Here is a 24,728-nt window from a genome sequence, read left to right on the forward strand (position 1 = left end):
GCGAGGCGGGCCGGCCGCGAGAAACGGCCGCGGCCGCCGTCTTTCGCGCGAAAGGGCGGCCGCGCAACGCTCATTCCTCGATGACGACGGCGTTCGTGTAGACCTCCTGCACGTCGTCGAGATTCTCGAGCGCGTCCAGGAGCTTTTGCATCTTCACCGCCTCTTCGCCGGTGAACTCGATCTCGTTCTGCGGCTTCATCGTGACTTCGGCGAGTTCGGCCTTGAAGCCGGCGGCTTCGAGCGCGTCCTTCACCTTCGAGAATTCCTGCCAGTCGCACAGCACTTCGATCGAGCCGTCGTCGTTCGTGCTCACGTCGTTCGCGCCCGCCTCGAGCGCCGCTTCCATCAGCGCGTCTTCCGACGTGCCCGGCGCGAACAGGAACTGGCCGACGTGATCGAACATGAACGCGACCGAGCCGTCAGTGCCCATGTTGCCGCCGAACTTCGAGAACGCGTGGCGCACTTCGGCGACCGTGCGGGTGCGGTTGTCGGTCAGCGTGTCGACGATGATCGCCGCGCCGCCGATGCCGTAGCCTTCGTAGCGGATCTCTTCGTAGTTCGCGCCGTCCGCGCCGCCGACGCCGCGGTCGATCGCGCGCTTCACGTTGTCCTTCGGCATGTTCGCGTCGGCCGCCTTGTCGACCGCGAGACGCAGGCGCGGGTTCGAGTTCGCGTCGCCGCCGCCGAGACGCGCGGCCACCTGGATTTCCTTGATGAGGCGCGTCCAGATCTTGCCGCGCTTCGCATCGGCTGCCGCTTTCTTATGCTTGATGTTGGCCCATTTCGAATGACCAGCCATACCTTTCTCCGTGCGCCCGCGCGCATCCCGCGCCGGCGTCTAGCAATGTGTCTGTCGTTGAGTCCGGCGGCCGCGTGAGCGGGCAAGTGCCGCTTGGGCCGCGCGTTGTCGAGTGGAACGAGATTTTATCACGCGGCGATGCGCCGAACGGCGGCCGGACGACGCCCGGCGCGCGGCCGCCGACTTGCCTGCGACTCACCCGAGAATCGCCCACGACTCGCCGCGCGCCGGGGCAAGGCCGCGCGCGAGGGCGCCGGGGCGCGGCATGCGAGCGCTTCGGTCGCCGGTTTCGCTCGTCAGTTCTTCGTGCCGAACAGGCGGTCGCCCGCGTCGCCCAGGCCCGGGACGATGTACGCGTGGTCGTCGAGGTGCGAATCGAGCGACGCGACATAGAGCTTCACGTCCGGGTGCGCGTCCTGGAACACCTGCACGCCTTCGGGCGCGGCGACGAGCGCGAGGAACATGATCCGCTCGCCCGGCACGCCGCGGCGCTTGAGCACGTCGATCGCATGCGCGGCCGAGTAGCCCGTGGCGACCATCGGGTCGCACAGAATGAAGATCCGGTCCTCGAGATCGGGCAGCCGCACCAGGTATTCGACCGGGCGGTGGTCGTCGGCGCGGTACACGCCGATGTGGCCGACGCGCGCCGATGGAATCAGCTCGAGCAGGCCGTCCGACATCCCGACGCCCGCGCGCAGCACGGGCACGATCGCGAGCTTCTTGCCCGCGATCACGGGCGCGTCGACCTCGACGAGCGGGGTTTCGACCCGCTTCGTCGTGATCGGCAGGTTGCGGGTGATCTCGTAGCCCATCAGCAGCGTGATCTCGCGCAGCAGCTCGCGGAACGTGCGCGTCGACGTGTCCTTGTCGCGCATGTGCGTGAGTTTGTGCTGGATCAGCGGGTGGTCGAGGATGAAGAGATTCGGGAAACGGCGGTCCTGTTTCATGGAGGCGGCGGCTCAAAGGATTCTGGGACGGCGGGCGTGCCGGGGCGGCAGGCTGCGCGCGCAACAGCCGCAAGTTTACCGAAGATGGGCGCGCGCGATCCGGATATTATCGGCGTTTCGACGCGCGCTTCGGGCGCGCGTTCGGCCGCAGGCGGTTCGGCCGCGCGCGTGTGGCGTCGCGCGCCCCGCCGGCGACGGTTTTCGTCACGCAGGCATCGACAAGGGACACGCTTCATGGATCTGGGAATCGCAGGACGGACCGCGCTCGTGTGCGCGGCCAGCAAGGGGCTCGGGCGCGGCTGCGCGCAGGCGCTCGCCGCCGAGGGCGCGCGGCTCGTGATCGTCGCGCGCACGCGCGAAACGCTCGAGGCCGCCGCAGCCGACATTCGCGCGAAGACGGGCGCCGACGTGACGGCCGTCGCCTGCGACATCACGACGCCCGACGGCCGCGCGGCCGCGCTCGCCGCGTGCCCGCAGCCGGACATTCTCGTAACGAACGCGGGCGGCCCGCCGCCGGGCGACTTCCGCGATTTCTCGCACGACGACTGGATTCGCGCGCTCGAGGCGAACATGCTGACGCCGATCGAGCTGATTCGCGCGACTGTCGACGGGATGATCGCGCGCCGCTTCGGGCGCATCGTCAACATCACGAGCTCGGCCGTGAAGGCGCCGATCGACGTGCTCGCGCTGTCGAACGGCGCGCGCTCGGGGCTCACGGGCTTCGTCGCGGGGCTCGCGCGCAAGGTCGCCGAGCACGGCGTGACGATCAACAACCTGCTGCCGGGCCTCTTCGACACCGACCGGATCGCGACGACGCTCGCCGCCGCGGCGAACGCGCAAGGCGCGACCGTCGACGAGCTGCGCGCGCGGCGCGCGAGGGAAATTCCGGCGAAGCGCCTCGGCACGCCCGACGAGTTCGGCGCGGCGTGCGCGTTCCTGTGCAGCGTCCATGCGGGCTACATCACCGGGCAGAACTGGCTGCTCGACGGCGGCGCGTATCCCGGTACGTTTTGAAACCGATTTGAGCCTGTCACCGGGAGCCCGTAAAGTAGCGGGGCGGCGCGCTCGCGTCGATTGATCAGCAGAAAAGGATGCACAGATGAGCACACCCCGCATTGCGCTGATCGCGCACGATGCGAAGAAGGACGAAATCGTCGCGCTCGCGGGCGCGTACCGGGCTGCGCTCGCGCAATGCCGGCTCGTCGCGACGGGCACGACGGGCGGGCGGATCGCGCAGGCGCACGGGCTCGACGTCGAGCGCAAGCTGTCGGGGCCGCTCGGCGGCGACCTGCAGATCGGCGCGGAGCTCGCCGACGGGCGCGTCGACATCGTGATCTTCCTGCGCGACCCGATGACCGCGCAGCCGCACGATCCGGACATCACCGCGCTCGTGCGCGCCTGCGACGTGCACGACGTGCCGGTCGCGACGAACGTCGCCACGGCGCGCGTGCTGCTCGACGATCTGGTGCGCCGGCTTGCCGCGAGCGCGTGAGCGTGGCCCGCCGCTTTCTTCCTGTTTCCTTGCCGCTTCCGCGCACGGTCGAAGCCGCTCCCTGCAAGAGTTCCCCCAACGCGCGACAATCGTGCGTCGCGACGCCCGCGCATCGCCTGGGCGCGCGAGCCGAATCCGAACTCAACGCGCATCGCAACCAGGAGAAGCCAGCATGCCGAAGGCAATTCGTTACGACCAGCCGGGCGGCCCGGAGGTCATGAAATGGGTCGACGTCGATGTCGGCGCGCCGCAGTCGGGCGAAGTCCGCATCAAGCAGCACGCGGTCGGTCTGAACTACATCGACGTCTATTTCCGCACCGGCCTCTACCCGCAGCCGCTGCCGGGCGGTCTCGGCATGGAGGCGGCGGGCGAAGTCGCCGAAGTCGGCGACGGCGTGACGACGCTCAAGCCCGGTGACCGCGTCGCGTACGTCGCGCAGCCGCCGGGCGCGTATGCGCAGGAGCGCGTGCTGGCCGCCGCGAAGCTCGTGAAGCTGCCGGACGCCATCGGCTACGAAGACGCGGCGTCGGTGATGCTGCAGGGCCTGACCGCGCAGTATCTGCTGCGCCGCACGTACGAGGTCAAGCCGGGCGACACGATCCTGATCCACGCGGCGGCGGGCGGCGTCGGCCTCCTTGTCTGCCAGTGGGCGAAGGTGCTCGGCGCGACGGTGATCGGCACGGTCGGCTCCGACGAGAAGGCCGCGCTCGCGAAGGCGCACGGCTGCGACCATCCGATCGTCTACACGCGCGAGAACTTCACCGAGCGCGTGAAGGCGATCACGAACGGCGCGGGCGTGCCGGTCGTCTACGACTCGATCGGCAAGGACACGTACATCGGCTCGCTCGACTGCCTCGCGCCGCTCGGCCTGTTCGTCAGCTTCGGCAACGCGTCCGGGCCGCTGCCGCCGATCGACTCGAAGGAATTCTCGTCGCGCGGCTCGCTGTTCTTCACGCGGCCGACGCTGTTCTCGTACATCGCGAAGCGCGAGGATCTCGACCGCAACGCGGCCGAACTGTTCGACGTGCTCACGTCCGGGCGCGTGAAGGCGAGCATCCAGCAGCGCTATGCGCTTGAGAACGTCGCGCAGGCGCATCGCGATCTCGAGGCGCGGCGCACCACGGGCTCGACGATCCTGCTGCCCTGACCACAGGCGGCGCGCGGGCGCGCCCGCGACCTGGGCCCGCGCGCCGCGGCTCTCCCGTATTTACGCGTTTTTTACATCCCTCCACGAACCTTTGACCCGCCCTTTACACGCGATCCTCTAACGTTTCACCGGTCCGATCTGGAACACGGAGAAACAAAAATGGATGCGGTTTACATAGGCGGTCTGGCGCTTTTCACGGGGTTGATACTCGCGCTGATCGCCGGTTGCGAGAAGCTTGCGCAATACGGTCGCGGGGGGCGTTCATGAGCTGGATGTTGTGGTTGGCGGGGGCGTCGACGTTCCTGCTGTTCGCGTATCTCGTCTACGCGCTGTTGCGCGCGGAGGACATCGAATGAACGCGAACAACCTGTTGCAGACGGCGATCTTCATCGTCGTCCTGATCGCGGCGGCGGTGCCGGTCTCGCGCTATCTGACGCGCGTGATGGACGGCTCGTCGGCCGTCGCGCGCGTGTTCGGCCCTCTCGAGCGCGTGCTCTACCGGATCGCGGGCGTCGATCCGCGCACCGAGATGAGCTGGAAGCAGTACGCGCTCGCGACGATCGCGTTCAACGCGCTCGGCGTGCTGTTCCTCTACGCGCTGTTGCGCGTGCAGGGCCTGCTGCCCGGCAATCCGCAAGGCTTCGGCCCGATGACGGTCGACGGCGCGTTCAACACCGCCGTGTCGTTCGTGACGAACACGAACTGGCAGGACTACACGCCCGAGCAGACCGTCAGCTATCTCACGCAGATGCTCGGCCTGACCGTGCAGAACTTCCTGTCGGCGGCGACGGGTATCGTCGTCGTGATCGCGCTGATCCGCGGCTTCGCGCGCCACACCGCGCAAACGATCGGCAACTTCTGGGTCGACGTGACGCGCGTGACGCTGTACGTGCTCGTGCCGATGGCCGCGATCATCGCCGCGCTGCTGATGAGCCAGGGCGTGATCCAGAACATGAAGGCGTACCAGGACGTGCCGACGCTGCAGGCGACGACCTACGCGGCGCCGAAGCTCGACGCGCAGGGCAATCCGCTCAAGGACGCGCAGGGCAACCCGGTGACGGTGACGACGCCCGTGAAGTCGCAGACGCTCGCGATGGGCCCGGTCGCCTCTCAGGAAGCGATCAAGATGCTCGGCACGAACGGCGGCGGCTTCTTCAACGGCAACTCCGCGCATCCGTACGAGAACCCGACGCCGTTCTCGAACTTCCTCGAGATCTTCTCGATCCTGATCATTCCGGCCGCGCTTTGCCTCGTGTTCGGCAACGTGATCGGCGACCGCCGGCAGGGCGTCGCGGTGCTCGCCGCGATGACGGTCGCGCTCGCGGTGGCGATCGGCATCGAGACGAGCGCCGAGCAGGGCGGCACGCCCGTGCTCGCATCGCTGAACGTCGATCAGACGGCGAGCGCATTGCAGGCGGGCGGCAACATGGAAGGCAAGGAAACGCGCTTCGGCATCGCGCAGACGGGCATCTTCGTCGTCGCGACGACGGCCGCGTCGTGCGGCGCCGTGAACGCGATGCACGATTCGCTCACGCCCGTCGGCGGCCTCGTGCCGATGCTGCTGATGCAACTGGGCGAAGTGATCTTCGGCGGCGTCGGCTCCGGTCTCTACGGGATGCTCGTGTTCGCGCTCCTCGCGGTGTTCGTCGCGGGCCTGATGATCGGCCGCACGCCCGAGTACGTCGGCAAGAAGATCGAGTCGTACGAGATGAAGATGGTGTCGATCGTCGTGCTGCTCACGCCGTTGCTCGTGCTCGTCGGCACGTCGATCGCCGTGCTCGCCGACGCAGGCCGCGCGGGCATCGCGAACCCCGGCCCGCACGGCTTCTCGGAGATCCTGTATGCGTTCAGCTCGGCCGCGAACAACAACGGCAGCGCGTTCGCGGGGCTTTCGGTGAACACGCCGTTCTACAACTGGATGACGGCGATCGCGATGTGGTTCGGCCGCTTCGGCACGATCGTGCCGGTGCTCGCGATCGCGGGCTCGCTCGCCGCGAAAAAGCGCATCGCCGCGACGAGCGGCACGCTGCCGACGCACGGCCCGCTCTTCGTCGTGCTGCTGCTCGGCACGGTGCTGCTCGTCGGCGCGCTCACGTACGTGCCGGCGCTCGCGCTCGGCCCGGGCGTCGAACACCTGATGCTGTTCGTCGGCGCGCATTGAACACGCATACGACACGAGAGGACTCGCGCAAAGCCACTGGACTGGCGATGCGCATCTGAGGATTGCAATGACTCAACATTCCGCTACGCGATCGATGTTCGACCCGGCGCTCGTGCGCCCGGCGATCGTCGATTCGTTCAAGAAACTCACGCCGCGCACGCAGTTGCGCAACCCGGTGATGTTCTGCGTGTACGTCGGCAGCATCCTGACGACGATCCTCTGGATCGCCGCGCTGATGGGGCAGGCCGAGGCGCCCGCGGGCTTCATTCTCGCGGTCGCGCTGTGGCTGTGGTTCACGGTGCTGTTCGCGAACTTCGCCGAGGCGCTCGCCGAGGGCCGCTCGAAGGCGCAGGCCGCGTCGCTTCGCAGCGCGAAGAAGGACGTGATGGCCAAGAAGCTCAACGAGCCGCATCCGAAGTCGCCCGTGCGCATCATGACGGCGTCGGACCTGCGCCGCGGCGACGTCGTGCTTATCGAGGCGGGCGACACGATTCCCGCCGACGGCGAGGTGATCGAAGGCGTCGCGTCGGTCGACGAATCGGCGATCACCGGCGAATCGGCGCCCGTGATCCGCGAATCGGGCGGCGACTTCTCGTCGGTGACGGGCGGCACGCGCGTGCTGTCCGACTGGATTGTCGTCAGGGTGACGGCGAACCCCGGCGAGGCGTTCCTCGACCGGATGATCGCGATGGTCGAAGGCGCGAAGCGCAAGAAGACGCCCAACGAGATCGCGCTCACGATCCTGCTCGTCGCGCTGACGATCGTGATGCTGCTCGCCACCGCGACGCTGCTGCCGTTCTCGATGTTCTCGGTCGACGCGATGAAGGCGGGCCACGTCGTGACGATCACCGCGCTCGTCGCGCTGCTTGTGTGCCTGATCCCGACGACGATCGGCGGCCTGCTGTCCGCGATCGGCGTGGCTGGCATGAGCCGGATGATGCAGGCGAACGTGATCGCGACGTCGGGCCGCGCGGTGGAAGCGGCGGGCGACGTCGACGTGCTGCTGCTCGACAAGACGGGCACGATCACGCTCGGCAACCGGCAGGCGTCGGCGTTCCTGCCCGCGCCCGACGTGACGGAGGTGATGCTCGCCGACGCCGCGCAACTGTCGTCGCTCGCCGACGAGACGCCGGAAGGCCGCAGCATCGTCGTGCTCGCGAAGGAGCGCTTCAACATTCGCCAGCGCGACATGGGCGCGCTGCACGCGGTGTTCCTGTCGTTCTCCGCGCAGACGCGCATGAGCGGCGTCGACCTGTCCCCCACGGGGACTTCCGCCGGGGCGCCGGACCGCGAAATCAGAAAGGGCGCGGCCGATGCGGTGAAGAAGTACGTCGAGAGCCACGGCGGACGCTTCCCGGCCGAGGTGTCGAGCGCGGTGACGGACGTCGCGCGCCGCGGCAGCACGCCGCTCGTCGTCGCAGAGAAGCGGGGCGAGGCCGCGCGCGTGCTCGGCGTGATCGAGCTGAAGGACATCGTGAAGGGCGGCATCAAGGAGCGCTTCGCGGAGCTGCGCAAGATGGGCATCAAGACCGTGATGGTGACGGGCGACAACCGGCTCACCGCCGCGGCGATCGCGGCGGAAGCGGGCGTCGACGATTTCCTCGCGGAAGCGACGCCCGAGACGAAGCTCTCGACGATCCGCGAGCACCAGGCGGCGGGCCGGCTCGTCGCGATGACGGGCGACGGCACGAACGACGCGCCGGCGCTCGCGCAGGCCGACGTCGCCGTCGCGATGAACACCGGCACGCAGGCCGCGAAGGAAGCGGGCAACATGGTCGACCTCGACTCGAATCCGACCAAGCTGATCGAGATCGTCGAGATCGGCAAGCAGATGCTGATGACGCGCGGCTCGCTCACGACGTTCTCGATCGCGAACGACATCGCGAAATACTTCGCGATCATCCCGGCAGCGTTCGCGACCACGTATCCGCAACTGAACGCGCTGAACGTGATGCGTCTCGCAACGCCCGCGTCGGCGATCATGTCGGCCGTGATCTTCAACGCGCTGATCATCGTGCTGCTGATTCCGCTTGCGCTGAAGGGCGTGAAGTACCGTCCGCTCGGCGCCGCGGCGCTGCTGCGCCGCAATCTGTTCGTCTACGGGCTGGGCGGGATTCTCGTGCCGTTCGTCGGCATCAAGCTGATCGACGTGGTGCTCGCCGCGCTCGGCTGGGTTTAAAGGAACATCGTCATGAAATCACTGTTTCGTCCGCTCATCGTCGTGTTCGTCGTGCTGGCCGCCGTCACGGGGCTCGCGTATCCGGCCGTGATGACGGTCTTCGGGCAGGCCGTGTTCCCGTCGCAGGCGAACGGCAGCCTCGTCGAGAAGGGCGGCAAGGTCGTCGGCTCCGCGCTGATCGGCCAGCAGTTCGACGCGCCGCAGTACTTCTGGGGCCGCCTGTCGGCGACGAGCCCGATGCCGTACAACGCGACGGGCTCGGGCGGCTCGAATCTCGGGCCGCTGAACCCTTCGCTGAAGGATCAGGTGAAGGGCCGCCTCGACGCGCTGAAGGCGGCGGGCACCGATCTGTCGCAGCCCGTGCCCGTCGATCTCGTGACGGCGTCGGCGAGCGGCCTCGATCCGGAGATCAGCCCCGCCGCGGCCGACTATCAGGTCGCGCGCGTCGCGCATGCGCGCAAGCTGCCGGAGGCCGACGTGCGCCGCCTCGTCGCCGACAATACGGCGGGCCGCCAGTTCGGCGTGCTCGGCGAGCCGCGCGTGAACGTGCTGAAGCTCAATCTCGCGCTCGACGCCGCGCAGACCGCGCATTGAAGAAGCGCGGCGCGCCGCCGCGCGCCGTTCCGAGTTCCGGACGACGCGTTCGACGCGCCGTCCTTTCCTTTTGGGGCGTTTTGGAACGACAATGAAATTCAGCCGCCAACCGGAGACCTCGGCCTCGCATGAACCGTCCCGATCCTGACCAGCTTCTCGACAAGATCCAGCGGGAAGAGGAAAAACAGCAGCGCGGCAAGCTGAAGATCTTCTTCGGCGCGTCGGCGGGCGTCGGCAAGACCTATGCGATGCTGCTCGCCGCGCGCGCGCGCAAGCAGGAGGGCGTCGACGTCGTCGTCGGCATCGTCGAGACGCACGGCCGCAGCGAGACGGCGACGCTGCTCGACGGGCTCGACGTGCTGCCGCTCATGCAGATCGACTATCGCGGCCGCACGATCGGCGAGTTCGATCTCGACGCGGCGCTCGCGCGCCACCCCCAGCTCGTCCTCGTCGACGAGCTCGCGCACTCGAACGTGCCGGGCGCGCGCCACCTGAAGCGCTGGCAGGACGTGTACGAACTGCTCGACGCGGGCATCGACGTCTACACGACCGTCAATGTCCAGCATCTCGAGAGCCTGAACGACGTGGTCGGCGCGATCACGGGCATCCGCGTGTGGGAGACCGTGCCCGACCGCGTGTTCGACGTCGCCGACGAAGTCACGCTCGTCGACCTGCCCGCCGAGGAGCTGCTGAGCCGGCTGCGCGAAGGCAAGGTCTACATGGCGCAGCAGGCCGAGCGGGCGGTGCGCAACTTCTTCCGCAAGGGCAACCTGATCGCGCTGCGCGAGCTCGCGCTGCGCCGCACGGCCGACCGCGTCGACGCGCAGATGCGCGAGTACCGCGCGGACCGCTCGATCCAGCGGATCTGGCAGGCGCGCGAGCGCCTGCTCGTGTGCGTGGGCGCGGGGCCCGAGGCGCCCACGCTCGTGCGCGCGGCCGCGCGCCTCGCGGCGAGCCTGAAGGCCGACTGGCTCGCGGTGTACGTCGAGACGCCGCGGCTCGCGCGGCTGCCCGACGCGATCCGGCAGCGCACGCTCAACGCGTTGAAGCTCGCGGCCGAGCTCGGCGCCGAGACGGCGACGCTCACGGGCGCGGACGCGGTGGCCGCGCTGATCGGCTATGCGCAGGTGCGCAACGTGTCGAAGATCGTCGCGGGCGGCTCGTCGAAGGCGGGCTTCCTGCGCCGTTTCTCGCGCCCGTTCGGCGAGCAGCTCGCGGAGCGCGCGGGCGACGTCGACCTGATGCTGATCCGCGCGTCGGCAGGCGAGGACGCGCGCACGCCGCTCGACCCGGGCGCGCGCGCGTGGCGCGACGCGTTCTCGAGCGTCGTCGTCGGCCGCTCGGCGCCGCGCAACTACGGCTACGCGGCCGCGATCTGCGCGCTGATCACGGGCGTCGCGAACCTGCTGCAGGACCATCTCGACCTGACGAACCTCGTGATGCTGTACCTGCTCGGCGTCGTGTTCTCGGCGGTGCGCCTCGGGCGCGGGCCGGGCGTCGTGCAGTCGTTCCTGTCGGTCGCCGCGTTCGACTACTTCTTCGTGCCGCCGCGGATGTCGTTCTCCGTGACGGACACGCAGTACCTGCTGACCTTCTTCGGGATGCTGCTCACGTCGCTCGTGATCAGCCATCTGACGTCGAGCCTCACGCGCGGCGCGGCGCTCGCGCAGCGGCGCGAGCGCCGCACGGGCGCGATGTACGCGATGGCGCGCGAGCTCGGGGCCGCGCTCACGGCCGAGCAGATCGTCGAGATCGGCAGCCGGCACGTGTCCGAGGTGTTCCGCGCGCGCGTCGCGATCCTGCTGCCGGACAGCGGCGACAAGGTCCAGCAGAAGATCGAGAACCCCGACGAGGCGGTGACGATCACGGGCGCGGCGCTCGACATCGACGTCGGCCAATGGGTGTACGACCAGCAGAAGCCGGCCGGGCACGGCACCGACACGCTGCCCGCGGCCACCGCGCTCTATCTGCCGCTGAAGGCGCCGATGCGCACGCGCGGCGTGCTCGCCGTCGTCACGAAGGACCCGGGCGAGCTCGAGGTGCCCGAGCAGCAGCGGATGCTCGACGCGTTCGCCGCGCAGATCGCGCTGGCGGTCGAGCGCGTTCACTACGTCGAGATCGCGCGCGACGCGCTCGTCAACATGGAATCGGAGCGGCTGCGCAACTCGCTGCTGTCGGCGATCTCGCACGATCTGCGCACGCCGCTCACGGCGATCGTCGGCTTGTCGTCGATGCTCGCGAACGCGCGCGGCGCGGCGCGCGGCGGCGGCGCCTCGTCCGCGCGCGAGGACGAACTCGTCGAATCGATCCACGACGAGGCGCTCAGGATGACGGGGATCGTCACGAACCTGCTCGACATGGCGCGGCTGCAGGCGGGCAGCCTGCAACTGAAGCGCCAGTGGTCACTGCTCGAGGAGACGGTCGGCGCGGCGCTCGCCGCGTGCAAGCGCGTGCTCGCGCGTCATCCGGCGCGCGTGCGGCTGCCCGCCGGCCTGCCGCTCCTGCAGATGGACGCGGTGCTGATGGAGCGGCTCTTCGCGAACCTGTTCGAGAACGCGGCGAAGTACACGCCGCTCGACACGCCGATCGAGATCGGCGCGGAGCGCATCATCGACGACAGTCGGCCGTTCGTGCGCGTGTTCGTCGACGACCACGGCCCGGGGCTGCCGGCCGGCATGGAGGCGCGGATCTTCGAGAAATTCACGCGCGGCGAGAAGGAATCGGCGACGCCCGGCATCGGCCTCGGGCTCGCGATCTGCCGCGCGATCGTCGACGCGCACGGCGGTAAAATCGGTGCGCTCAACCGGCCCGGGCCGGATGGCAAGGTCGAGGGCGCGCGCTTCTGGTTCACGCTGCCTGTCGACACGCCGCCGCCCGAACCCGGCGCCGGCGAAGACGTGCCGGAAGACGAAGCGGGCGAAGCTGCGGACGAGGCAGGCGGTGCGGGCGAGGCGGCCGCCGGCGAGCACGACGCCGGCGAGCACACGCCCGGCGATCGCGCCGCCGATGCGCGTGAAACTGGCGATCGCGCGCCCGACGAACCCGCCGACCCGCGCGTCCGCGCTGTGCCCGGCCAGGCCGCGCCTGCGTCCGCGCCGCGATGCGACGGCAGCGCACCGGCACCCGTAGCCAACGAACATCCGCATGCCCATGAGTGAACCGACCGTTACCGTCGTCCTGATCGAAGACGAAAAACAGATCCGCCGTTTCGTGCGCAGCGCGCTCGAGGAAGAGGGGATCGCGGTATTCGACGCCGAGACGGGCCGCCAGGGCCTGATCGAGGCCGCGACCCGCAAGCCCGACCTCGCGATCGTCGATCTCGGCCTGCCGGACGGCGACGGCCTCGACGTGATCCGCGAGCTGCGCGGCTGGTCCGAGATGCCGGTGATCGTGCTGTCGGCGCGCACGCACGAGGAGGAGAAGGTGGCCGCGCTCGACGCGGGCGCGGACGACTACCTGACGAAGCCGTTCGGCGTCTCCGAACTGCTTGCGCGGATCCGCGCGCACCTGCGGCGGCGCAACCAGAGCGGCGCGGCCGAGTCGCCGGTCGTGAGGTTCGGCGACGTGAGCGTCGATCTCGCGCTGCGGCGGGTGTGGCGCGGCGGCGAGATCGTGCATCTGACGCCGCTCGAGTACCGGCTGCTCGCGACGCTCGTGCGGCACGCGGGCCGCGTGCTCACGCATCGCCAGTTGTTGCGCGACGTCTGGGGGCCGACGCACGTCGAGAGCCACCATTACCTGCGGATCTACATGGCGCATCTGCGGCAGAAGCTCGAGGCCGATCCCGCGCAGCCGCAGCACATCGTGACCGAGACGGGCGTCGGCTACCGGCTCGTCGGCACGGGCTGACGCCGCCGCGCCCGTTCTTCCGGCGCCGCGGCGAGCATTTTTCTCTTATGCTGAATGCTCGACAAACAACATGAGGAGGTCAGCCATGCTCGTCCGTCTACTGTTCGGTTGCGCATTGGGCATCGCCGCCGCGACGGCGCTCGCGCAGCCGTTGCCGCCGAATCAGTCGACCACGCTCGCGAATCCGGCGTCGGTGAATTGCGAAAAGCTGGGCGGCAAGGTGGTGATCCACGACGGCCCGCGCGGCCAGTATGGAATCTGCGCGTTCAGGGACGGGCGCGAGTGCGAGGAATGGGCGCTCTATCGCGACGACCGCTGCGTGCAGCTCGATGCGCACGGCTGGCCGATCGCGCAGCGCGACAGGAAACCCGCGTCGAAGTGACGGAGCGGGCCGGCGCGGGCCCGGCCGGCAGGATTGTAAGCCGCTTGTTATACTTTCGCGGCCCGGGGACGACCCTGGGCCGCCGATGTCCAACGGGGACGACCCCATTTGATTCACGGAGAGTCTCCGCATGCCTTGGTTGTGGCTTCTCATCGCCGGTCTGCTCGAAATCGCGTGGGCGGCCGGTCTCAAATCGTCCGAGGGCTTCACGCGCGTCGGCCCGTCCGTCTTCACGATCGTCACCGCGCTCGGCAGCTTCGGCCTGCTCGCCGTCGCGATGCGCGAGCTGCCGCTCGGCACCGCATACGCGGTCTGGACGGGCATCGGCGCCGTCGGCGCGTTCATTTTCGGGATCGTGATGCTCGGCGAAGCGGCGACGTTCGCGCGGATTGCAAGCGCTTCGCTGATCGTCGTCGGGCTCGTCGGCCTGAAGCTGTCGTCGGCGGGCTGAGCGCAGGGTTTGCCCCGCCGTCGGCGCTGCGGCGGTTGCGCGCGGCGCGCGTCTATAATGAAGCGAAATCCATTTGACAACGTCCCGCCGCCGCGCGCGAACCGGCGGGGCAGGCGGGTCGATGGGCCGCTTCGCCCGGGCTCGGGCGCGGTCCGCCCTCGAACCGCGCGCATTGCGCAAGGAGGCGGCACATGGTCGAAGCCATTTCGCTCGGCGCGGGGCTCGCGTGGGCGAGCGGCCTGCGCCTCTATCTCACCGTGCTGATCGCGGGCGTGTTCGCGCGCGCGGGCCTCATCCACCTGCCCGACGCGCTCGCGGTGCTGACGTCGCCGTGGGTGATCGGCGCGGCCGCCGTGCTCGCGGTCGCCGAATTCCTCGCCGACAAGATTCCCGCATTCGATTCGCTGTGGGACGCGGTCCACACGTTCATCCGGATTCCCGCGGGCGCCGTGCTCGCGGCGGCGTCGCTCGGCCACGCCGATCCCGCGCTCCTCGTGGCCGCGGGCCTCGCGGGCGGCACGCTCGCCGGCTCAGCGCACATCGCGAAGGCAGGCACGCGCGCGCTCATCAACCTGTCGCCGGAGCCGATCTCGAACTGGATCGCGTCGACGACGGAAGACGGGCTCACGGTCGGCGGCCTCGCGCTCGCGTTCTTCGCGCCGCTCGTGTTCATCGCGCTGATGATCGGCTTTCTCGCGTTCTCCGCGTGGGCGCTGCCGCGCCTCTGGCGCGGCGTGTCGGGCGGCTTTCGCGGGATGGCGAACCACATGGTGTCGCGGCTGAATTCGATCGGGAGCAAGCGCGATTGACGGCGGCGGGCAAAACGATGCCGGCCGGCCGCCGCTTCGGCGTCGCCGATCTGCTGCGCCAGGCGGGGCGGATGACGCTGCGCGACTGGCGCGCGGGCGAGCTGACGCTCGTCGCGCTCGCGCTCGTGCTGGCCGTCGCGGCGCTCACGAGCGTCGGCTTTCTCGCCGACAGGCTGCGCCAGGGGCTCGAGCGCGACGCGCGCCGGATGCTCGGCGCGGATTTCGTCGTGCGGGCCGATCATCCGGTCGATCCGGCGTTCGCGCGCGAGGCGCGATCGCTTAGCCTCGCGACCGCGACGACCGCGATCTTCCCGAGCATGGTCGGCGCGGCCAATCCGCCCGATTCTCCTGCCGCCGCGTCCGGTACGTCCGGCGCAAGCGGCGGCTCGCCGCCCGTGCGGCTCGCGGCCGTGAAGGCGGTGTCCACGGGCTATCCGCTGCGCGGCGCGGTCGAGATCGCGCCCGATGCGAACGGGCCCGGTCGCGCCGCCGGTTCGATTCCGGCCCCCGGCACCGTCTGGGTCGACCCGTCGCTGCTCGACGCGCTGCATCTGAAGGTCGGCGGCGCGCTGCGCGTCGGCGGCCGCACGTTCACGATCGGCGCGGCGATCACCCGCGAGCTCGACCGGGGCTTCTCGTTCGTCAATTTCTCGCCGCGCGTGATGCTGCGCGCGGACGAGCTCGAATCGACGGGGCTCACGGGCTACGGCAGCCGCGTCACGTACCGGCTCCTCGTCGCGGGCGACGATGCGGCCGTCGAGCGGTTCGCGCGCTACGCGCATGCGCGCGTCGACGGCGGCAAGCTGCGCGGCGTCGCGCTCGAATCGCTGCAGGAAGGGCAGCCGCAGGTGCGGCAGACGCTCGACCGCGCGCGCCATTTCCTCACGCTCGTCGCGCTGCTGACGGCGCTGCTCGCGGCCGTCGCGATCGCGATGGCCGCGCAGCGCTACATGCGCCGCCATCTCGACGGCTGCGCGGCGATGCGTTGCCTCGGCGCGAGCCGGCGCACGCTGTCCGCGCTGTTCGCGATCGAATTCGCGCTGCTCGGCGTCGCGGGCGGCGCGGCGGGCGCGGCGCTCGGCTACGTCGGCCATCTCGTGCTGCTGCGCGCGCTCGGCAGCCTGATCGACGTCGTGCTGCCGCCGCCTTCGGTGTGGCCCGCGGCGATCGGCGTCGCGACGGGGCTCGTGCTGCTGCTCGGCTTTGCGCTGCCGCCGCTCGCGCCGTTGACGCGCGTGCCGCCCGTGCGCGTGCTGCGCCGCGAATGGGGCGACGCCGGCCGCGTCGCGTGGGCGGGCTACGCGGTGGGCATCGCGCTCTTCGCGGCGCTCCTGATCGCGGCGGCGGGCAACCTGACGCTCGGCCTCATCGTCGCGGGCGGCTTCGCGGGCAGCCTCGTGCTGTTCGCGCTCGTCGCGCGGCTCGCGCTGTTCGCGCTCGCGCGGCTCGTGCGCGACGGCCGCGTCGCGGCGGGGCTCGGCTGGCGCTACGCGCTCGCGTCGCTCGACCGGCGCGGCGCGGCGAGCGCGCTGCAGATCACCGCGCTCGCGCTCGGGCTGATGTGCCTGCTCCTCATCGCGATCACGCGCAACGATCTCGTCGCCGGCTGGCGGCAGTCGACGCCGCCCGACGCGCCGAACCAGTTCCTGATCGACATCCAGCCCGACCAGCGCGACGACGTCGTCCGCTATCTCGCGGCGAACGGCATCGCGAATCCGGCGCTGTCGCCGATGGTGCGCGGGCGGCTCGTGTCGGTGAACGGCAAGCGGGTGAATCCGGACGATTACCGGAGCGACGACGCGCGCCGCCTCGTCGACCGCGAGTTCAACCTGTCGTACACGACACGGCTGCCCGAGGACAACCGGCTCGTCGCGGGCGACTGGTTCGGCGCATCGAGCGTGCCGCAGATCTCGATCGAAGCGGGGCTCGCGAAGACGCTCGGCGTGAAGACGGGCGACACGCTGCGCTTCGACGTGACGGGCCTCACCGTCGACGCGCCGGTGACGAGCGTGCGCAAGCTCGACTGGGGGACGTTCCGCGTGAATTTCTTCGTGCTGATGCCGCCCGCGGCGCTGCGCGATTTTCCGGCGACCTACATCACGAGCTTCCACCTGCCGGCCGCGCGGCAGCGCGTGCTCGACGGCCTGATCGCGCGGTATCCGAACCTGACGGCGATCGACGTCGGGCCGATCCTCGCGCAGCTCGAGCGCGTGCTGCTGCAGGTGATCGGCGCGGTGCAGTTCCTGTTCGGCTTCACGCTCGCGGCGGGCGTGCTCGTGCTGTATACGGCGCTCGCCGGCTCGCGCGACGAGCGCGTGCGTGAAGCCGCGCTGATGCGCGCGCTCGGCGCGTCGCGCAGGCAGATCGCCGCCGTGCAGCGCGCGGAGTTCGCCGTCGTCGGCGTGCTCGCGGGCGCGATGGCGGCGGCGGGCGCGCTCGCGGTCGGCGCGGTGCTCGCGTCGCGCGTGTTCGATTTCCAGCTCGCGCCCGACCCGTGGCTCGTGCCGGCCGGCATCGCGGCGGGCGTCGCGTGCGCGGGCGCGGCGGGGTGGCTCGGCCTGCGCGGCGTGCTGCGCAGGCCGGCGCTGCAGTCGCTGCGCGATGCATGAAGCGCGCGCTCGCGGTATCTTCGAGCGATCCGCTCGTTCATTTCCTGATTTGTTTTTCGATTCGACCGATTTCCGTATGACCGATGTCACCGATGACGCGCCGTCGCAACCGACGGCGTTCGAACTCGTGGGCGGCGAGGCGCGCGTGCGCGAGCTCGTCGACCGCTTCTACGACCTGATGGACCTCGAGCCCGAATTCGCCGGCATTCGCGCGCTGCATCCGCCGACGCTCGACGGCTCGCGCGACAAGCTGTTCTGGTTCCTGTGCGGCTGGCTCGGCGGGCCCGATCACTACATCGAGCGCTTCGGCCATCCTCGGCTGCGCGCGCGGCATCTGCCGTTTCCGATCGCGTCGGCCGAGCGCGACCAGTGGCTGCGCTGCATCGCGTGGGCGATGCAGGACGTGGGGCTCGGCGAGCCGCTGCGCGAGCGGCTGATGCACTCGTTCCACGACACGGCCGACTGGATGCGAAACCGTCCCGGTTGAAATTCCGGTACGCTTGCCGTGCGCGCCGCGCGCAATTGTGCCTGTCGCGGCGCGCGCGGCGCACCGCATACTGATCGCCCCGATCACCGATAACGACATCCGAGACGCCCCATGGCTACTCAAGCCCTCTTTCGCGAAGACGCTTATTTGGCGCGTTGCGACGCGGTGGTCACCGCCGTCGACGAAGCCGGCATCCACCTCGATCGAACCGTGTTCTATCCGCTCGGCGGCGGCCAGGCGGGCGATACCGGCACGCTGACGCTCGCGGGCGGCGCGGCGCTTGCCGTCGCCGACACGCGCAAGGCGAGGTTCGACGGCGCGACGCCCGACGACGCGGTGCACGTGCTCGCGCCGGGGCAGGCGCCGCTCGCTTCGGGCGTGAGGCCGGGCGATGCGGTCGTCGCCGAAATCGACTGGGCGCCGCGGCACCGCCGGATGCGGCTGCACACGGCGAGCCATCTGCTGTGCGCGGTGCTGCCATACCCGGTCGACGGCTGCAGCGTGACCGCCGATTACGTGCGGATCGATTTCGCGACGGTCGAGCCGATCGATCGCGAGCTCGTGGAGGCGCGCCTTGCCGAACTCGTCGGCGGCGCGCATCCGGTGACGACCGAATGGATCACCGACGACGAAATGGCCGCGCGCCCGGAACTCGTGCGCACGATGAGCGTGAAGCCGCCGATGGGGCTCGGGCGCGTGCGCCTGCTGCGGATCGAAGGCGTCGATCTGCAGCCTTGCGGCGGCACGCATGTGCACAACACGGCGGAGATCGGCGCGCTGCGCGTCGCGAAGCTCGAGAAGAAAAGCGCGCGCACGCGCCGTCTCGTGCTGGAGCTCGCATGACGGCCCCGCACGCGGGCGGCGGCGTGTGCGAAGCCGCGGCGCGCGATCGGGCGTCGCTCGATCCCCGCGCGCGCGACGTGCTCGATTTCTGGTTCGGCGCGCCCGACGATCCGGCGTTCGGCACGGCGCGCAAGATGTGGTTCGGCGGCGGCCCGGCGTTCGACGCGCAACTGCGCGAGCGATTCGGCGCGCTCACCGACGCGGCGAAGGCGGGCGAGCTCGACGCATGGGCGCGCACGCCGCTCGGCGCGCTCGCGCTCATCGTCGTGCTCGACCAGTTCTCGCGCAACATCCATCGGGGCACGCCGCTCGCGTTCGCGGCCGACCGCGCGGCGCTCGCGCATGCGAAGGCGCTCGTCGCGTCGGGCGGGGACCGCGCGCTGCCGACGGGGCACCACCGCGCGTTCGCGTATCTGCCGTTCGAGCACGACGAGTCGCCCGACAGCCAGCGCGAGGCGGTGCGGCTCTGCGCGCAGATCAAGGATGAAGCGGGCTGCGCCGGCTATCACGGCTACGCGCTGCGCCATGCGGTCGTGATCGAGCGTTTCGGGCGTTTTCCGCATCGGAACGCGCTGCTCGGCCGGCCGTCGACCGACGCGGAAGTCGCGTTCCTGAAGGAGCCCGGCTCGTCATTCTGAGCGCGCGCCGCCGTGAGCGCGAGCGCGGCGGCGCGTGCCCGATGCGCACTCGATCCGCCCGCTGTCGCTGCGAACGACGCGGTCCGCCGCGAGGCGGGGGGATCGAAGCATGTGCGAGCGATTCGACATCGATCGCGCGATTCATTGCCGTTATTGCGTTGCTATCGTGAGTTCCACCGATGACGGGCGGCCGCGGACGAAGGCCCGACCACCCGCCTCCAACCTTGCGAGGCCGATACCATGTCCGAGCTGCTCGACCTGACTGCTTGCTCGCTTTCCGAACGGTTCAAGAACCGCAGCGCGACGCCCGCCGACTACGCGGACGCGCTGCTCGACCACATCGCCCGTTGGGAGCCGCATCTGAACGCGCTGTGCCGCTTCGATCCGGCGCAAGTGCGCGAGCAGGCGCTCGCGGCGACGCGCCGCTGGGCCGCGGGCGCGCCGCTCAGCGAGATCGACGGCGTGCCGGTGACGATCAAGGAGCTGATCGCGACGCAGGGCGATCGGGTGGCGCATGGCTCGGCCGCGGCCGCCGACGCACCGCCCGCGACTGTCGACGCGCCCGCCGCGGCGCGGCTGCGCGAGGCGGGCGCGATCGTGATCGGCAAGACGACGGTGCCCGATTACGCAATGCTGTCGTCGGGGCTGTCGAGCCTGTACGGCATCACGCGCAACCCGTGGCGGCTCGATCTGAATCCGGGCGGCTCGAGCAGCGGCGCGGCCGCGGCGGCGGCCGCGGGCTACGGGCCGCTGCACGTCGGCACCGACATCGGCGGGTCGATCCGTCTGCCGGCCGGCTGGTGCGGGATCGTCGGCTTCAAGCCGTCGAACGGGCGGATTCCGATCGATCCGTACTACACGGGCCGCTGCGCGGGGCCGATGACGCGCACGATCGACGATGCCGCGCTGCTGATGCGCTTCCTGTCGCGGCCGGACTGGCGCGATGCGACGAGCCTGCCGCCCGAGGCGATCGACTGGTCGATCGCGCCGGCGGACGTCAAGGGCATGCGGATCGGCCTGATGCTCGACGCCGGCTGCGGAATCGCGCCGGAGCCGGAGATCGTCGCCGCGGTGGAAGCAGCGGCCGGGCACTTCGCCGCGCACGGCGCGCGGATCGTCGCGGCGCCGCCCGTGCTGTCGCGCGCGATGCTCGACGGCCTCGACCGTTTCTGGCAGGCGCGGCTATGGGCGGATCTCGAACGGCTGCCGGCCGCGGCGCGCGAGCGCATCCTGCCGTATATCGTCGCGTGGGCGGGGCAGGGCGCGTCGGTGTCCGGCATCGATGCGGTGCGCGGCTTCGGCGCGACGTTCGAGATGCGCGCGGCGGCCGCGCGCCTGTTCCAGGCGGTCGACGCGGTGCTGTCGCCAACCAACGTCGTCGCCGGCTTCCCGGCCGAGTGGGCAGGGCCGACCGACGATCCGGCGCGGCCGTTCGAGCACATCGCGTTCACGGTTCCGTGGAACATGGGCGAGCAGCCGGCGCTGTCGATCAACTGCGGCTTCGCGCGCAACGGGATGCCGATCGGCCTGCAGATCGTCGGGCCGCGCTTCGCCGACCGGCTCGTGCTGCAGCTCGGCCGCGCGTATGAGGCGTGGCGCGGCGAGATGCCGCGCTGGCCGGCGCCGCCGCGACGGTGCGACTGAACGCGCCGTGTGCCGCCGCGCGCTTTTCGCCGGCTCCCGCGCCGTTTTTTCGTTTTTTCGCCTGTTCATCGTGATGCCGCCCGCGGTTCTGACGCCCATGCCTTTTGCGCCGCTCGCACCGCTCGCGCCGCACCCGCGGCCGGTATCGTCGTCGCTTCGATCGAGGACGCTTCATGGAAGACCTGCTTGAACCCGCTTGCCCACCGGCACCCGAGCGGCCGGCCGGCATGATCGACGCGGCCGGCGCGGCCGCGACGCGCGCCGGCGCCCGCCGCAACGTCGCGGCGGTTGCGCTCGGCAATGCGGTCGAATTCTTCGACTTCGGCGCTTACGCGACTTTCGCGGTGATGATCGGCCACGCGTTCTTTCCGGCGAAGAGCCCGTTCGTGAGCCTGCTGCTATCGGTGTCCGTGTTCGGGCTCGGCTTCGTCGTGCGGCCGCTCGGCGCGCTCGTGATCGGCGCGTATGCGGACCGGGCGGGCCGCAAGCCCGCGATGATGCTGACGCTCGTGATGATGGCGGTCGGCACGGGCGCGATCGCCGTGCTCCCGGGATACGAGACGATCGGCGTCGCGGCGCCGATCCTGCTCGTCGTCACGCGGCTGGTCCAGGGGCTCGCATGGGGCGGCGAGGCGGGGCCCGCGACGACCTACATTCTCGAAGCCGCGCCGCCTGGGCGGCGCGGCGCGTACGTGTGCTGGCAGGTCGCGACGCAGGGCTTCGCGGCGGTCACGGCGGGGCTCGCGGGCTATGCGCTGACGCTCGCTCTGCCCGAAGCCGACCTGTACGCGTGGGGCTGGCGCGTGCCGTTCGCGCTCGGCCTGCTGGCGCTGCCGATTGGCGTCTACATCCGCCGCCGGCTGTCCGACACGATCGACGCGCACCGCGCGTACGGCTCGACGCGCGACATCCTGCGCGAGCTGAGCGCGCGGCATCGGCGGCCGATCGCGGTCGGCCTGATGATTCTGCTCGGCAGCACGATCACGCAGTATTTCCTCAACTACATGACGACGTTTGCGTTGACCGAACTGCATTTGCCGGGCGGCGTCGCGATGCTCGCGACGTTTGCGACGGGCGCGGCGCTCGCCGTGGGCTCGCTCGCGGGCGGCAGCCTGTCGGATCGCGTCGGCCGCCGTGCGGTCCTGATCTGGCCGCGCGTGCTGCTGTTGCTGCTGATCTTTCCGGCATTGCAATTGATCGTCTCGCGTCCGACGCCCGCCGTGTTCCTCGTCACGCTGACCGTGCTGTCCGGCCTGCACGGCATGAGCGGCGCGGCGCTCATCGTGCTGATCGCCGAGAGCTTCCCGCAGCGCGTGCGCTCGACGGGATTCTCGATCGTCTACGCCGTCGCGGTGTCGTTGTTCGGCGGCACCGCGCAGAGCATCGTCGCCTGGCTCATCGGCACCACCGGCAACCCGATGGCGCCGACCGGTTATCTGCTCGTCGCGAACGCGATCTGCATCGCGGCCGGCTGGCTTGCCGCCGAGACCTGGCCGGGCAGGCGCAAGCCCGTTATGAGCGTGAGCAGGCCCTAGCCGGTGCGGCGTCGGCGCGTGCCGCGCGTGCCTGGGAGGCGATCCTGCGCGACGGCATGGGCTGCCGCGCGCCGCGGGCATCAAGGATGGGCGACGGTTGCCGCGGTCGGCGTGCGCACGTAGACACGCAGCATTTCCTGATCGTCGCCGGGCCGGGCGCCTGCCCAGAACGGCTTCCATTCGGCGCCGAGCTCGGGCGGGTTCGCGCGCGTGCCCTGCACGATGAGCCACGTGCAGGCGCTCGCATTCGGCTGCGCGACAGGCTGGTGAAGCACGCCGGAGAAGTAATAGAGCATCGGTGCTTCCGATTCGCCGAGATTGACGCTCGCCATGCAGTCGCCGTCGTTCCATTCGAGCGCGAGCCGGCGATTCAAATCTTCGAACACCGAACGATAGCTCTTCGCGACGTCGAGCCACGGCAGCAGCAGCGTGTAGACGAGCCCCCACGCGACGAGCGCGCCCATCGCCCACGACAGCGCGCCGCGCCATTTGCCAGCGAGCCGCAGCGACGGCAGCAGGCCGACCCAGCCGATCGTGATCGCGAGCGCGGACAGCACGAGCGCGGGCTCGATCGGCATCGTCCAGTCGAGCGGCAGCCAGCGGCCGAGCGATTGCAAGCCGACGCGCGGGCCATTGTGATCGGACATCAGCGACCAGACGATCCACACGAGCGCCGCGGCGATGCCGAACAGCATCCGGCTCGCATAGTCCCACGCGGTATGCAGCCGCTGCGGCAGGCGCGGGATCGCCTGCGCGGCGACGAGCGCGAGCGGCGCGATGAACGGCAGGATGTACAACTGGCGCGACGTCGCGGAGATGTGCAGCACGACCATTCCGACGCCCGTGAACGCAAGCGGCAGCGCGACGCGCGGCGCGCGCCAGTCGCGCCAGAGGCCGCGCGCGAGTGCGACGAGCGCGAGCGGCGCGGCCGGAAAGCCGAGCGTCAGCAGCGCGCGCCAGATGAAGAGCGGTTTGTCGTTTTCGGCGCCGAGCGTCGGCACCGAGAAGCCGAAGAAGCGCCCGACGTTGTTTTCCCAGAACCAGACGAGGAACAGCGATTCGGAGCGCAGGAACAGCGCGGTCGGCCAGATCAGCGCAAACGGCGCGCACACGAGCGCGGCGATCGCGAGCGAGCGAAAGAACGCGCGGCTGCGGCAGGCCGGGTAGAGAACGAGCGTCGCGGCGAGCGTCGCGCCGAACACGAGCGGCACGAAGAGGCCCTTCGACATCAGCGCAACGCCGACGCCCAGGCCGAAGAGGGGGGCCGCGAAGCGGTTCGCGGGCGGGTGGGCGGCGTCGGCGCCGTTCGCGCCGCCGGCGTGCCGGATCACGAGTTCGAGCAGCCCGCAAAAGCCCATCGCGGTGCCCGCCATCAGCGCGACGTCGGTCATCAGGTCGTGCGAATGCTTGATGACGACGAGCGAGCCCGCGCATAGCGCGACGGCGCCGACCACCGGCAGTTCGAGCCAGCGCGCAGCGCCCGTCGCGATGCGCGCGGCGCGGGCGGTGAAGCCGAACGCGAGTGCGGCGAACAGCGCGCTCGCGAGCCGTGCCGCGTCGTGCAGCGGCAGGTAGCGGGAAAAGAGCCACGCGAGGCCGGTGGCGACCCAGTCGTACAGCGGCGGTTTTTCGAGGAACGGCTGCCCCGCGTTGGTCGGCACGACGAAGTCGCCGCTTTCGAGCATGTGCTGGATGATGCCGAACGTGTAGGTTTCGTCCTGCTTCCAAGGATCGTGGCCGAGGACGCCCGGCAACAAGTACGCGCAAAGCACGGCCGCGGCGACGAGCCACGCGCGCAATCCGGCGAGCGGCGTGCGGTCCGCCGCCGCGCCGCGCGATCCGGCGGCTGTTCCCGCGGCGCCGGGCGCGGCGGCGGCGAGCGCCACGGCGGACGGCGAGCGCGAGTGATTTTCGGGCGGGCCGGCGTGATGTGCGGAAGCGGGCGCGCGCCGGCTGCCGGGCGTGGCATTTCCCTGCATGCTGGGTGATCTCTTCGTGTGTGCCGGCCGGACTGCGTGGGTCCGGCCGATTTCGGGCCGCGAGAGGGCGGGAGCGATGTGCGCGGCATACGCCGCAGTCGCCGTTAGTAAACCACGGGACTGTTACGAACGTTTACGGAAATTGTGGAGAAAATCTGTAAAGAGTGCAGAGAATTGTGAAGT

Annotated in this window: 21 protein-coding genes; 18 read left to right on the forward strand and 3 right to left on the reverse strand. The window is 70.3% G+C overall.

From position 1 onward, the window contains the following. Window positions 1-70: 70 nt before the first annotated feature. Together WS92_RS16295 and upp are read right to left on the reverse strand one after the other, a co-directional pair. Window positions 71-799 (reverse strand): YebC/PmpR family DNA-binding transcriptional regulator, encoded by a 729-nt coding sequence (locus tag WS92_RS16295; RefSeq protein ID WP_006025058.1) that lies wholly within the window; start codon window positions 797-799, stop codon window positions 71-73. A gap of 296 nt (window positions 800-1,095) precedes the next feature. Beyond that, window positions 1,096-1,746: a uracil phosphoribosyltransferase gene (gene upp / locus WS92_RS16300; RefSeq protein ID WP_006025059.1), complete on the reverse strand. Its 651-nt coding sequence runs from the start codon at window positions 1,744-1,746 to the stop codon at window positions 1,096-1,098. 234 nt (window positions 1,747-1,980) lie between these two features. On the opposite strand from upp, the gene WS92_RS16305 reads away from it, so the two are divergent. From WS92_RS16305 to WS92_RS16390, 18 genes are all read left to right on the forward strand, one after another. Continuing rightward, window positions 1,981-2,760, forward strand: coding sequence for an SDR family oxidoreductase (locus WS92_RS16305; RefSeq protein WP_009911741.1), 780 nt, complete (start codon window positions 1,981-1,983; stop codon window positions 2,758-2,760). Between the two features lie 85 nt (window positions 2,761-2,845). Next, window positions 2,846-3,238 (forward strand): methylglyoxal synthase, encoded by a 393-nt coding sequence (locus WS92_RS16310; protein WP_006025061.1) that lies wholly within the window; start codon window positions 2,846-2,848, stop codon window positions 3,236-3,238. Between the two features lie 172 nt (window positions 3,239-3,410). Then, a complete protein-coding gene (locus tag WS92_RS16315; RefSeq protein ID WP_059934722.1) occupies window positions 3,411-4,385 on the forward strand; it encodes a quinone oxidoreductase family protein in 975 nt (324 codons plus the stop codon). A gap of 263 nt (window positions 4,386-4,648) precedes the next feature. After that, entirely contained in the window at window positions 4,649-4,741 is a 93-nt protein-coding gene (gene kdpF, locus WS92_RS16320) for a K(+)-transporting ATPase subunit F (protein ID WP_004550719.1), read from the forward strand. Further along, window positions 4,738-6,546: a potassium-transporting ATPase subunit KdpA gene (gene kdpA, locus WS92_RS16325; protein WP_059934723.1), complete on the forward strand. Its 1,809-nt coding sequence runs from the start codon at window positions 4,738-4,740 to the stop codon at window positions 6,544-6,546. The genes kdpF and kdpA overlap by 4 nt, the downstream gene beginning before the upstream one ends. 67 nt (window positions 6,547-6,613) lie before the next feature. Beyond that, complete coding sequence (gene kdpB, locus WS92_RS16330) at window positions 6,614-8,725, forward strand: potassium-transporting ATPase subunit KdpB (RefSeq protein WP_061083865.1); 2,112 nt, start codon at window positions 6,614-6,616, stop codon at window positions 8,723-8,725. A 12-nt stretch (window positions 8,726-8,737) separates the two neighbouring features. Further along, a complete protein-coding gene (kdpC, locus tag WS92_RS16335) occupies window positions 8,738-9,319 on the forward strand; it encodes a potassium-transporting ATPase subunit KdpC (protein ID WP_015602432.1) in 582 nt (193 codons plus the stop codon). Window positions 9,320-9,447: 128 nt separating this feature from the next. Continuing rightward, a complete protein-coding gene (locus WS92_RS16340) occupies window positions 9,448-12,477 on the forward strand; it encodes a sensor histidine kinase (RefSeq protein WP_059934725.1) in 3,030 nt (1,009 codons plus the stop codon). Continuing rightward, window positions 12,470-13,168, forward strand: a complete 699-nt coding sequence (gene kdpE / locus WS92_RS16345; protein WP_009911757.1) for a two-component system response regulator KdpE — start codon at window positions 12,470-12,472, stop codon at window positions 13,166-13,168. Before WS92_RS16340 ends, kdpE begins: the two co-directional genes overlap by 8 nt. Window positions 13,169-13,253: 85 nt before the next feature. Further along, window positions 13,254-13,550 carry a putative hemolysin gene (locus tag WS92_RS16350; protein WP_009911758.1) on the forward strand — a complete coding sequence of 99 codons (297 nt, stop codon included), beginning with the start codon at window positions 13,254-13,256 and terminating at the stop codon, window positions 13,548-13,550. A 130-nt stretch (window positions 13,551-13,680) separates the two neighbouring features. Further along, window positions 13,681-14,001 carry a quaternary ammonium compound efflux SMR transporter SugE gene (gene sugE / locus WS92_RS16355; protein WP_009911759.1) on the forward strand — a complete coding sequence of 107 codons (321 nt, stop codon included), beginning with the start codon at window positions 13,681-13,683 and terminating at the stop codon, window positions 13,999-14,001. A gap of 191 nt (window positions 14,002-14,192) precedes the next feature. Further along, on the forward strand, window positions 14,193-14,810 hold the full coding sequence (locus WS92_RS16360; protein WP_006025071.1) for a DUF4126 domain-containing protein: 618 nt from the start codon (window positions 14,193-14,195) through the stop codon (window positions 14,808-14,810). Beyond that, the gene (locus WS92_RS16365; RefSeq protein ID WP_059934726.1) at window positions 14,807-17,419 is read left to right on the forward strand and encodes an ABC transporter permease; all 2,613 of its coding nucleotides are present in this window, start codon (window positions 14,807-14,809) and stop codon (window positions 17,417-17,419) included. Before WS92_RS16360 ends, WS92_RS16365 begins: the two co-directional genes overlap by 4 nt. A gap of 76 nt (window positions 17,420-17,495) precedes the next feature. Beyond that, on the forward strand, window positions 17,496-17,906 hold the full coding sequence (locus WS92_RS16370) for a group II truncated hemoglobin (protein ID WP_059934751.1): 411 nt from the start codon (window positions 17,496-17,498) through the stop codon (window positions 17,904-17,906). A gap of 111 nt (window positions 17,907-18,017) precedes the next feature. Beyond that, window positions 18,018-18,749 (forward strand): alanyl-tRNA editing protein, encoded by a 732-nt coding sequence (locus WS92_RS16375; protein ID WP_059934727.1) that lies wholly within the window; start codon window positions 18,018-18,020, stop codon window positions 18,747-18,749. Next, complete coding sequence (locus WS92_RS16380) at window positions 18,746-19,387, forward strand: DUF924 family protein (protein WP_009911768.1); 642 nt, start codon at window positions 18,746-18,748, stop codon at window positions 19,385-19,387. Before WS92_RS16375 ends, WS92_RS16380 begins: the two co-directional genes overlap by 4 nt. A 240-nt stretch (window positions 19,388-19,627) precedes the next feature. After that, a complete protein-coding gene (locus tag WS92_RS16385; RefSeq protein ID WP_006025076.1) occupies window positions 19,628-21,031 on the forward strand; it encodes an amidase in 1,404 nt (467 codons plus the stop codon). A 227-nt stretch (window positions 21,032-21,258) separates the two neighbouring features. Further along, complete coding sequence (locus WS92_RS16390) at window positions 21,259-22,566, forward strand: MFS transporter (protein WP_082744134.1); 1,308 nt, start codon at window positions 21,259-21,261, stop codon at window positions 22,564-22,566. A gap of 80 nt (window positions 22,567-22,646) precedes the next feature. On the opposite strand, the gene WS92_RS16395 is transcribed toward WS92_RS16390, so the two are convergent. Continuing rightward, window positions 22,647-24,545 carry an ArnT family glycosyltransferase gene (locus tag WS92_RS16395; protein WP_059934729.1) on the reverse strand — a complete coding sequence of 633 codons (1,899 nt, stop codon included), beginning with the start codon at window positions 24,543-24,545 and terminating at the stop codon, window positions 22,647-22,649. Between the last annotated feature and the right edge of the window lie 183 nt (window positions 24,546-24,728).

The organism is Burkholderia sp. MSMB1588, from assembly GCF_001546925.1.
Taxonomy (GTDB): Bacteria; Pseudomonadota; Gammaproteobacteria; order Burkholderiales; family Burkholderiaceae; genus Burkholderia; species Burkholderia humptydooensis.